9 protein-coding genes and 1 pseudogene are annotated in these 11507 nt (G+C 38.5%); 3 read left to right on the forward strand and 7 right to left on the reverse strand.

Annotated features, from left to right (window positions below; all coding sequences use genetic code 11):
• Positions 1 to 2: 2 nt before the first annotated feature.
• Together pbp1a and rsmG are read left to right on the forward strand one after the other, a co-directional pair.
• Positions 3 to 2180: a penicillin-binding protein PBP1A gene (pbp1a, locus tag K6V48_RS08760; RefSeq protein ID WP_261311099.1), complete on the forward strand. Its 2178-nt coding sequence runs from the start codon at positions 3 to 5 to the stop codon at positions 2178 to 2180.
• A 57-nt stretch (positions 2181 to 2237) separates the two neighbouring features.
• Positions 2238 to 2951, forward strand: coding sequence for a 16S rRNA (guanine(527)-N(7))-methyltransferase RsmG (gene rsmG, locus K6V48_RS08765; RefSeq protein ID WP_222369112.1), 714 nt, complete (start codon positions 2238 to 2240; stop codon positions 2949 to 2951).
• Between the two features lie 41 nt (positions 2952 to 2992).
• On the opposite strand, the gene K6V48_RS08770 is transcribed toward rsmG, so the two are convergent.
• From K6V48_RS08770 to K6V48_RS08800, 7 genes and pseudogenes are all read right to left on the reverse strand, one after another.
• Complete coding sequence (locus K6V48_RS08770) at positions 2993 to 3196, reverse strand: cold-shock protein (protein WP_024391817.1); 204 nt, start codon at positions 3194 to 3196, stop codon at positions 2993 to 2995.
• 159 nt (positions 3197 to 3355) lie between these two features.
• Complete coding sequence (locus K6V48_RS08775; RefSeq protein WP_222369114.1) at positions 3356 to 4189, reverse strand: energy-coupling factor transporter transmembrane component T family protein; 834 nt, start codon at positions 4187 to 4189, stop codon at positions 3356 to 3358.
• Positions 4189 to 5859, reverse strand: coding sequence for an ABC transporter ATP-binding protein (locus tag K6V48_RS08780; protein WP_222369117.1), 1671 nt, complete (start codon positions 5857 to 5859; stop codon positions 4189 to 4191). Before K6V48_RS08780 ends, K6V48_RS08775 begins: the two co-directional genes overlap by 1 nt.
• Before the next feature lie 143 nt (positions 5860 to 6002).
• Positions 6003 to 6986, reverse strand: a complete 984-nt coding sequence (gene trhO, locus K6V48_RS08785; RefSeq protein WP_029172918.1) for an oxygen-dependent tRNA uridine(34) hydroxylase TrhO — start codon at positions 6984 to 6986, stop codon at positions 6003 to 6005.
• A 193-nt stretch (positions 6987 to 7179) separates the two neighbouring features.
• Positions 7180 to 7737, reverse strand: a pseudogene (locus K6V48_RS08790) (ECF-type riboflavin transporter substrate-binding protein); the annotation flags it as partial.
• Between the two features lie 18 nt (positions 7738 to 7755).
• Entirely contained in the window at positions 7756 to 8604 is an 849-nt protein-coding gene (locus K6V48_RS08795) for an SAM hydrolase/SAM-dependent halogenase family protein (RefSeq protein WP_172006298.1), read from the reverse strand.
• Positions 8605 to 8818: 214 nt separating this feature from the next.
• Positions 8819 to 9666 (reverse strand): IS630 family transposase gene (locus K6V48_RS08800; RefSeq protein ID WP_222369123.1). Its coding sequence is split into 2 segments (ribosomal slippage): positions 8819 to 9363 and positions 9363 to 9666, totalling 849 coding nucleotides; the frame shifts between segments, so codons are not numbered across the junction.
• A gap of 435 nt (positions 9667 to 10101) precedes the next feature.
• On the opposite strand from K6V48_RS08800, the gene K6V48_RS08805 reads away from it, so the two are divergent.
• The coding region (locus K6V48_RS08805; RefSeq protein ID WP_222369129.1) for an IS1182 family transposase at positions 10102 to 11507 on the forward strand (1406 nt) is incomplete at its 3' end.

Here is an 11507-nt window from a genome sequence, read left to right on the forward strand (position 1 = left end):
TCATGTTTGTAAATATTTTTCTCGCCTTGGTTCTTTTACTCAGTCTGGCCGGTGCAATATTAATTGGATCATACATTCTGAGTGCTCCAAAGTTAACAGAGGAAGCCTTAACTGCAACTGTATCTAGTAAAATTTACGACAAGAACGGTCAGTTAATCGCCGATTTAGGAACCGAAAAACGGTCAAACGCTAAAACTGAAGAAATCCCAACTGAACTGGCTAATGCGATTGTAGCCATAGAAGATCAGCGATTCTACAATCACAGGGGTGTAGATGTTATCCGTATAGCCGGATCTTTATTAAATAATCTTTCTGGTGGTAACCTCCAAGGTGGTTCAACACTAGATCAACAGTTTATCAAACTAACCTACTTTTCAACTTCTGCAGAAGATCAAACTATCAAGCGAAAAATCCAAGAAGCTTGGTTGGCATTACAACTGGAGCAAACAAAGACAAAACAAGAAATTCTAACTTACTATGTGAATAAAGTATATATGTCAAATGGAACATATGGAATGAAGACTGCAGCAGAAGAATTTTTTGGTAAGGAATTAAAAGAGTTAAGTTTAGCACAGTTAGCTCTACTTGCAGGGATGCCACAAGCACCCAATCAATATGATCCCTATTCAAACCCTGAGGATGCCAAAATCCGTCGTGATCTAGTATTATCGGAAATGCTTGACGAAAAATATATTGACAGTAGTCAATATGAGCAAGCCATTCTCACTCCCATTACAGATGGATTACAACCATTATCCAATGAGGCAGCTTATCCTGCTTATATGGATAATTACCTAAAACAGGTTATTGAAGAAGTTCAGAAAAACACAGGTTATAACTTATTGACGACAGGAATGGATATTTATACTAACGTCGACCCTGCCGCTCAACAGCAACTGTGGAATATATATAATACAGATATGTATGTCAATTATCCTGATGAATTATTTCAGGTGGCATCAACTGTGATCGACGTTTCAAATGGCAAAGTCGTTGCCCAACTGGGTGGTAGACACCAAGCAACCAATGTTTCGTTTGGTACAAATCAAGCTGTAGAGACTAATCGAGACTTTGGTTCTACTATGAAGCCAATCACGGATTACGCTCCTGCATTTGAACAGGGTGTATATACTTCTACAGCTGACATTATTGTTGACGAACCATATTACTATCCTGGAACTAGCACACCTGTCAATAACTGGGATAAAAAGTATTTTGGTAGTCTAACTGTTAAATCTGCTATTCAATATTCACGAAACGTTACAGCTGTAAAAGCCTTGGAAGCAACCGGATTAGAAAATTCACTAAAATTTTTGAATTCTGTAGGCATCAACTACCCAGAAATCCATTATTCAAATGCCATCTCAAGCAATACATCAGATACTAGTCAAGAATATGGTGCAAGCAGTGAAAAAATGGCAGCTGCCTACGCTGCTTTTGCAAATGGCGGAACCTATTTCGCACCGCAATATGTCAACAAAATCGTCTTTACGGATGGTACTGTTAAAGAATTTGCTCCTACTGGTAATCGTGTAATGTCGGAAGAAACAGCTTACCTGATGACTGATATGATGAAATCAGTTATGGCGGTGGGATATGGACTCAACGCCTCTGTTAGTGGTATTCCAATGGCTGGTAAAACTGGTACTTCAAACTATACTGATAGCGAAACAGAACAAATTATTGCAGCGATACCTGAAGCAGCTTATAATGTCATGGTTGTCCCAGATGAGAATTTTATTGGTTATTCCAGTCAATATGCTATGGCTGTTTGGACCGGTTATACCAATCGTATGACCCCAATTTTAGATAACAGTATGCGTATTGCAACTGATGTCTACCATAATATGATGACCTTTATGCACTCTGATTATACTGCTACTGATTGGGAAGTTCCAAATGAAGTTGTTTATTTTGGTGGGTATTATTATTTAAAAGATAGTATTACTTTACAAAATGCTTATAACAATTATTACAATAGCTTCACACCATCGACTTCAACTAGCGCTTCGTCAAACAACACTACAACAAGTACATCAACTGAGTCATCTACTACTAATGAATCAACCACAGAAACAAGTTCTGTGCAATCCGAACAGACATCTGATAGTACTCCAATGGAGACTGAAACATCAGCAAACCAACAGAATAACGGTAACACTGAAAATACAAACCAATAAGAGATGCCCAGATTCTTCTGGGTTTTTCTTTTCTCAAAAATGTGATAAGATAGGAATATGAAACCTGAATTATTTTATAAAACCTTGGCAGACCAAGGCATTCAATTAACTGACCAACAAAAAAAACAATTTCATCGCTACTTTCAACTGTTGGTGGAATGGAATGAGAAAATTAACTTGACAGCTATTACAGAGGAAAGCGAAGTCTATCTGAAGCATTTCTACGATTCTATCGCTCCAATCCTGCAAGGTCATGTTCAAAATGAGCCAATTCAGCTCTTGGATATTGGAGCTGGAGCTGGATTCCCTAGCCTACCAATGAAAATTATCTACCCTCAAATAGAGGTTACTATCATCGATTCTCTTAATAAACGAATCAACTTTTTACAAGTTCTTTCAGAAGAACTAGGACTTAAGGGCGTTCATTTTTACCATGGTCGTGCGGAGGACTATGCACACGATAAACATTTTCGAGCACAATTTGATTTGGTAACAGCACGCGCTGTCGCTCGTATGCAAATCTTGTCCGAGCTGACAATTCCATATCTTAAACTAAACGGAAAATTAATCGCACTCAAAGCCTCCAGTGCGGAAGATGAATTAACTCAAGCCAAAAACGCTCTGAATCTTCTATTTGCAAGAGTGATTGAAAACCATGATTACACCCTTTCGAACGGCGACCCACGAACATTGACCATTGTTGAAAAGAAAAAGGAAACTCCAAACAAGTTTCCACGTAAAGCTGGTATGCCAAATAAAAGACCCCTTTAAACATAAGAAAAGCGAGTTTCACTAAGAAACCCGCTCTTTTATTATCCAATTTTTGTAATATTGGTTGCTTGAAGACCACGTTGGCCTTGCTCCACTTCAAAAGTCACTTTTTGACCGTCTTCCAAAGATTTGAAACCATTAGACTGAATTTCAGAAAAGTGTGCAAATACATCTGGTCCATTTTCTTGTGAAATAAAACCAAATCCTTTTTCTGCATTAAACCATTTGACTGTACCTTGTACCATTTTTGTTACCTCTTTTTATTTATTTGTAAAACGAATCAAGAGGAAAAACAAAAGATGAAACTGATACTTAAACTCTAAACTTATTTACATTATCTACTTTAACAGGATAATCATCATCTGTCAACGATAAAGGTTGAACATTTCATAAACTTCATCATTTCACTTCCACGGATTATAAAATCTCCCCTGATTTGCAATAAAGAGGGTAATGGTAATGCCTATGAGGAGGAAAATGATCATTAAGACGATGTAATCCATTTGTTTCAGAGGCTGGTAGGTGTACCAGGTTCTCTTTTTATTTTTTCCAAAGCGCCGTAATTCCATGGCAGTTGATATGGTATCAATTCGTTCCAAAGAACTGAAAATCAATGGGATTACAAGTGATAAATTCCCTTTTATCCGATCCACTAATCTCCCTTTTTTAGACAACTCTAGACCCCGTGCCTCTTGAGACATCCGAATAGTATAAAATTCTTCTTGGATATCTGGAATATACCGCATAGTCAGACTTACTGCATAAGCGACTTTATATGAACCCCCAATTTTATTCAAACTTGATGCAAACTGACTGGGATGAGTCGTCATTAAAAAAATCAAGGCAACAGGAACAGTACAAAAATATTTCAATAACAAATTGAGCAGATAAAATAGTTGCTGGCTCGTAATAGAATAAGTCCCAATCCCCGACCACAAAACGGTCTCTGCTCCATATAACGTCACACCATAAGTTGGGGCAAATAGATACACCATCAATGCATTCAGCAAGGCAAATACTGTTGTAAACAAGAGAACAAAGGAAACATCCCGATAACGAATGCCCGATAATTTAAACAAGCTGAGGGAAAACACGGCAATGCATAAAATAAGACGAGTATCGTAGGTAACCATCGCAACGACGGAAACTGCTAGAAAGAACAATAATTTACTGACCGCTGAAAGATTGTAGATAAAACCTTGTCCATTACGATAACCAATTAATGACTGTCGATTCATCAGTTCCTCCTCTCTTCTTGCATATAAAGCATCGTCAACTCTAAAGGATTCACTCTAAGACGTTCTGCCAAATGGAATATAGATGTTTCTTTCAAACTGGCCTGTTCTATCACAGCAACATCTGATAATATTTCTGCTGGACTAGCATCTTCAATAATCTGCCCATCCACCACTACAACTGCTCTGTCTGAATAATCCAGCATGAGTTGCATATCATGGGTAATCATGACAATGGTATGCCCTTTAGCATTTAATTGGTCCAAAAAATCCATCATTTCTCGATAATGTCGCTGATCCTGCCCGGCTGTCGGCTCATCCAGTAGAATGATTTCCGGATTGAGAACCAAGATCGAAGCAATCGTCACCCTTTTTTTCTGACCATAGGAAAGCGCCGATATAGGCCATTTACGGAATGGGTATAAACCACAAACTTCTAATATATTGAGAACACGCTGTTCAACTACTTCCTCATCTACTCCACGCAAACGGAGGCCAAGTGCCACCTCATCAAAAATCATATTTTGACTAATCATCTGGTTAGGATTTTGAAGTACATATCCAATACGCTCCGCACGCTCTTTAATAGAATCATCCTGAATAGATTGACCATTCCAAAAAAGTTCTCCCTCAGGCTGAATAAAGCCGCAAAGTGCCTTGGCTAAGGTAGATTTGCCAGCACCATTCTTTCCAACAATTGCCAACCGCTCACCCTTATGAATGGTAAGGTTAATATCTTTTAACACCTGCTTCTCTGGATAGGAAAAATGTAGATGGTTTGCTTCTAATAATACTTCCTCTGACTCATTTTCAAAATGCAAAGCTGGTAGTTGACCAACAGTCAAGGATGCTACATCAACCTCCCATACTGAAGCAAGATGCTCTGCGTCTTCAATTGGATAGCCCAACGCTCGAAGAGTAGAAATATAGAGAGGTTCACGTATCCCATTTTCTTGTAACAAGGAAGTCTTCAATAATTGATCTGGGTTACCGTTAAATAAAATTTGACCATCATTTATCAATACCACCCGATCAACATGACGGTACAAGACATCTTCTAAACGATGTTCAATAATAATCGTTGTGGTGCCTTCTTGTCGATGCAGTCGGTCAATCAAATCAATCGTATCCTGACCTGATTTAGGATCCAAATTAGCAAGTGGTTCATCAAACAATAAAATAGGGCTTTCATCTATTAACACTCCAGCTAAACTGACACGTTGCTTTTGACCTCCAGATAAATCTTGTGGCCGATGGGCTAATAAGTCTGTAAGTGATAGTCTTTCTGCCCAATTCCCTATTTTTTGATGCATAATCTGTTGACTTTCCATATCATTTTCTAGAGCAAAGGCAAGATCTTCTGCAACCGACAAGCCAATAAACTGTCCATCTGTATCTTGAAGAACTGTTGATACTAGTAAAGATTTATCATAAACTGATAAATCAAAAGCCTCCTGACCATCCAAAATCAGGCTCCCACTGTGTTCTCCCTTATAAATGTTGGGAATAATGCCATTGAGACACTGCCCTAACGTTGACTTTCCGGAGCCAGAAGGTCCAATGATTAAAACTTTCTCCCCTTGATAAATGGATAGTTGAATATCCTTTAAAGTTGGCTCCTGCTGTGCTTGGTATCTAAATGTAAAATCTTTAAACTCAATGATTTTTTTCATAGGACTATTATAGCGTAAATTGACTCTGAAAAAAAGGAAGAATCACTAGATTCCACCTTTGTGAAGATGTTCTGTCAATATTTCGCAATCAGAAATGTCATTTATAACAAAAACTGCACTGATTTCTCAATGCAATTTATTTTTTAAGCATTTACAGGCGCCAAACTCTCACCGATTGCTTCCAAGCGTTCTGCCCATTCTTGACGAGTCAAGCCGTTTTCAGAGATGTAACGGTTGCGCTCATGAGCACGACATTCAGCTGAACAGCCTCGAACATACTTGTGTTCATTCTCTTCCGATGTCAAAATACGACGGTTACAGAATGGATTGCCACAGTTAACATAGCGCTCACATGGTGTGCCATCGAACCAGTCCTTACCAACGACAACTGGGTTAACATGGTTAACATCGACCGCGATACGCTCGTCAAAGACATACATCTTCCCATCCCACAATTCACCACGAACTTCTGGGTCTTTACCATAGGTTGCGATACCACCGTGGAGCTGGCCGACATCCTTGTAGCCTTCACGAACCATCCAGCCTGAGAATTTTTCACAGCGAACACCACCAGTACAGTAAACAACTACGCGCTTGTCCATGAATTTCTCTTTGTTATCACGAACCCATTGTGGCAACTCACGGAAGTTGCGGATGTCTGGACGGATCGCACCACGGAAGTGACCAAGGTCATACTCGTAGTCATTACGTGTATCCAAAACAACTGTATCTTCGTCCAAGAGAGCTTCTTTGAACTCTTTTGGTGATAGGTAGGCACCTGTTGTCACAAGTGGATCTATATCGTTGTCAAAGTCGTTATCTTCCAAACCAAGGTGAACAATTTCTTTTTTATAACGAACAAACATTTTCTTGAAAGCTTGCTCATTTTCTTCATCAATCTTGAACCACAAATCGCTGAAGAGTGGATTAGCATGAACGTAGTCCATGTACTTTTGAGTTGTTTCATAGTCACCAGAAACAGTACCGTTGATTCCCTCATCAGCAATCAGAATACGTCCTTTTAGTCCGATAGACTTACAGAAAGCTAGATGCTCAGCAGCATAGGCTTCCGCATTTTCAATTGGGACATATTTATAATAAAGTAATACACGAATGTCTTTTGACATAATTTCTCCTTCTCAATCTTTGCAATAGATGATAAAACTCTGTCATTTCTAATAAATGACTCTCTAAGATTATATCGTGTACCAGTCAATATTACAAAAATCTGAACTGAAACCTATTTTGATACAACAAAAAACTATATTGATATTTCACAACGAAAAAATGAACTGTTTTGTAACAGCTCATCCTATTTTATTAGTCTTTTGATAGGCTACCAGATTTTACTTGTGTTCTCGCATACACAGCCAATAAAATCGTACCTGCAATAGCAACAGTAACACTATTTGCAATGCCCGCAACTAAACCTTGTACAAAAACTTTATTAGCAGGTTCGCTATAAATAACAATATCCAATACTGGAGCAATGATACCCCAAGAAACAATGTTTGCCACAATCTGAAAGACATTGAACACAAGGATGTCTTTTCCTTCAAAATTTCCTTCCTCAACACGAAGACGATTTTTCACAAAACCTAGCACCAATCCAAAAACCGCTGAAGCTAGTACCCAAGACCACCAAGGTGAACCACCTCTTAGCGCATCAATAAAGGCATGACCAATTAGTCCTACAAAGAAACCAACAATTGGACCAAAAACAATTGACAAGAGCGATTGAACTGCATATTGCAATTGAATATAGGTGTTCGGAACAAAGGTAGGAATGCTAATCAACAAGCCAATAACAACAAAGAGGGCAGCACCAATACCAGTTGCGACAACAGTTTTAATAGAATTATTTTTCATTATAAGTCTCCTTGTAAAATAAAGTAATTAATTGACAATACGTCTAATTTCAATATGCCAGTTCTGACCGACACCGACATTATAAGCTTTGGCGAACGATCCTTGATTAATTGCAAGTCCAACACGATAAAGTGAGTTGATATAGAGCAAGGGTTGACCTATGCGCACATCCGCAAATGATTTTCCATATGTTACCTGATTCTGGTAGACAAGCATATCATTATTGTAAATCGTTACCTCGAAGCGATCTCCAAATTCTGGCAAAAGAGTGTAAAACTCTTCACGAGTGACTGATGTCCAAAGAGATCCAAATCTAACATCAAGAATATCAATAGCACCTTTGACAAAATCAGAACCGACTTCTGTTTCTACAGTTGGGATTTCGACAATATGTTCTACACTAAGTTCTGGTCCAACTTCTTCAAAACTAATATGCCCTGATGCTAATTTTGCACCCGTATAAGCATAAACATCTCGTCCATGGAACGTATAAGAATGCTCGGTATTCGCACGACGATTAGCGACTTCTGAGATTTCCCTAACAGCTTTTATCCCAACATGTTTCTTAATAAAAGATAGGGTTCCATTATCTGGTGTGACAATATACTGATTTTTATTAGTTAGGGCAACAACGCTTTTTCTCTTGGAGCCCACACCTGGATCAACAACCGAAACAAAAGTTGTTCCCTCCGGCCAGTATTCCACTGTCTGGAAGAGACGATATGAGCCCTCAAAAATATTGTAGGGGGTAATATCGTGCGTCAGATTGTGAACAACAAGATCTCTTGATTCTTGAAGTGCTACTCCAATCATAGCAGATACTGCGCCGTCAACCAATCCAAAATCTGACTGTAAAACAAGTAAGTTATTTGACATACTTTCTCCTTATATTACTACCGTTCTATGATAACAGAAAAACCATAACCGTTCAAATAGGTATTTTTAAAGACCTGTTATAGTCTATCTTTATATCAAATACCTAATTCTATCAATTTTTCTCAAAATCACAAAGAATTCCGCCTACCGTCAGTTCCAATCTCCAACCTTTTAATAAAAATGACTGTCCCCTGGAATTTCTACCCTTTTATAGTTAATTGAAACAAGAGCAGGACAAAACTGCCTCAATAAAAGTATCGCAATTTGGCAATACTTTTCTGAGGTGTTTTTTAATTTGAGCCCATGTTTTCTCAATGGGATTATACTCAGGTGAGCAAGGAGGAAGCGGTAAAAGTCTATGACCCTGCTCCTTGCATAACTCTTTTAGCTTACTCATCCGATGAAACCTTGCATTGTCCATAATGATAACAGATGGTCTATCTAAAGTGGGTAGTAAGAATGTTTTAAACCAAGCTTCGAAAAAGTCACTAGTCATGGTTTCTTTGTAGGTCATTGGGGCTATAATCTCACCGTTTATAAGACCTGCGACTAAAGATAGCCGCTGGAATCTTCTTCCAGAGACCTGACCTGTGATCAACTGACCTTTCAAAGAGCGACCATATTCTCGATGAAAATATGTCTCAAACCCTGTCTCGTCAATATAAACAGGTGTCATGTGACTTAAGTTATTAAATTCTTTTAGGAACTGATTTACTTTCTCAGGGTCTTGTTCATAGTAGGTACAGCTCTTTTTTTTCGAGTATATCCCATAGCTTTGAGAGCGTAATGAATAGCTGTTGGATGACAGCCAAATTCAGAAGCTATTTCAGTCAAAAAAGCATCTGGATGAGCTTCAAGATAGTTCTTTAATTTTTCTCTATCAACTTTTCTTGGTTTGGTTCCCTTAACTTGGTGATGAAGCTCGCCTGTACTCTCCATTAATTTTAGCCATTGATAGATGGTGTTGCGTGAAATATCGAAAACAACAGATGCTTCAGTAATACTGCCTGTTTTCTCACAGTATGCGAGAACTTTTTTACGAAAATCTAATGAATATGCCATAAATACATTATACCACAAATGTACTACTTTTGTTTCATTTTACTATAGTATAAAAAAAGTGCTACTATTTTTTTAGATAAAATGAGAGAACGAATTTCGTCCTCTCTAGGTGTTAGCTTTTCATCTACCCACTACAGTTGACAAAGAGCCTAGATAAAAAGAAAACTGCCTACTGGCAGTTCCAATCTCCAGCCTTTTAATAAAAATGACTGTCCCCCGGAATTTTGAGTATAAAGAAAACTGCCTGCCGGCAGTTCCAATCTCCAACCTTTTAAGCCAAAAATTGTCCTTATGGACAGCTGAAAATAAAGAAGAGGCTGGGCAAAAACTAGCTTCTCACAATAAAAAAACGAGCAATTCCAATTAGGAGTTGCTCGTTTTCCACTTCATGCTTTATAATTATAATAACGACAAAACAACTAGAAAGTCATGAAAATGTATAAACAGTATAACACAAATCAGCTTAGTTTGGAATTAAATATTGCTTGGGACTTACCTACTACACATGAGGTACGTCTGATTAGTCAGTTTGTGGATACCATTCCTCAATCCGTTCTACTGGAAGAAACTTCCCACACAGGTCGTCCAGCCTTTCATCCAGCTATGTTGCTTAAAATGACACTGTTCGCCTATGCTCGTCAGGTATTCTCTGGTCGGAAAATCGTTCAAATGAATGAAGAAGTTATTCCTATGAAATGGCTGAGTCAGGATACCTATGTCTGTTATCGGACCATAAATAGCTTTCGGGCTAGCACACATGCCAATCAGCTCATCAAAACTGCCTTCATCTACTTCACCCTCCTCCTCAGAGAGAATGGATTGATTGAAGATGAGGCTCTCTTCATTGACGGGACTAAGGTAGAAGCTGATGCCAACAAGTATTCTTTCACGTGGAAAAAGGCCGTTGAACGCTATGAAGATGCCTTGAATGGAAACATTTCTGCCCTTTATGACAAACTAGTTCAAGAAGGGGTGAATACTGCCTTGTCCAAGGAAGAATGCCTCACTAGCGAGGGGCTCAAACAACTCCTACAAGAAACCGAACAAGTATTGGACGAGGTGGAAGAAGCTATCTCACAAGAGCCTAAAGTCATCAAAGGTGGCTCTGCCAACAAACAGAAACGAAGAAGAATTAAAAAACTAAAGAGAAAGTTGAAAGAGGATTTTCTTGTTCGGAAACAGAAGTACGAACGAGATAAGCAGATTCTACAAGAGCGAAATTCCTATTCTAAAACGGATCACGATGCAACATTCATGCGAATGAAAGAAGATCATATGAAGAACGGTCAGCTCAAACCAGGCTACAACCTACAACTTGGCACAAACAGCCAGTTTGCCTTAGCTTACGGATTGTATCCGAATCCAACTGACACTCGTACACTCAAGCCTTTTCTTCAATCCATCCAAACCTTAGAACTCTTTCAACACATTGTCGCGGATGCAGGTTATGGTAGTGAAGAAAATTATAGCTTTATCGTTGATGACCTGGAGAAAACACCTCTGATTCCTTACGGAACTTATCAGAAAGAGCAGAAGAAAAGCTATAAGAAGAGTGATGCCAATCCTGAAAACTGGACCTATCTAGAAGATTCTGATCAGTGGATAAAGCCAGATGGGGTTGTGTATTCATTCAAGAATTATTCACGAAGAACGGATAAGTATGGATTTGAGAGAGATATTAAGATTTACGAAGCTGATCCAGTACAAGCTAGTGAGGAATTAGACCAATTAGCACGGACGGAAAAAGGAAATCTCAAACAAATTCAGTATAATCCTACGTGGAACTATTTCAAGAACTTAGTCAAAGATGAATTGACAAGTAAAGTGGGAACCCGCATTTA

It is taken from the genome of Streptococcus suis (assembly GCF_019794555.1).
GTDB lineage: Bacteria > Bacillota > Bacilli > Lactobacillales > Streptococcaceae > Streptococcus > Streptococcus suis_AB.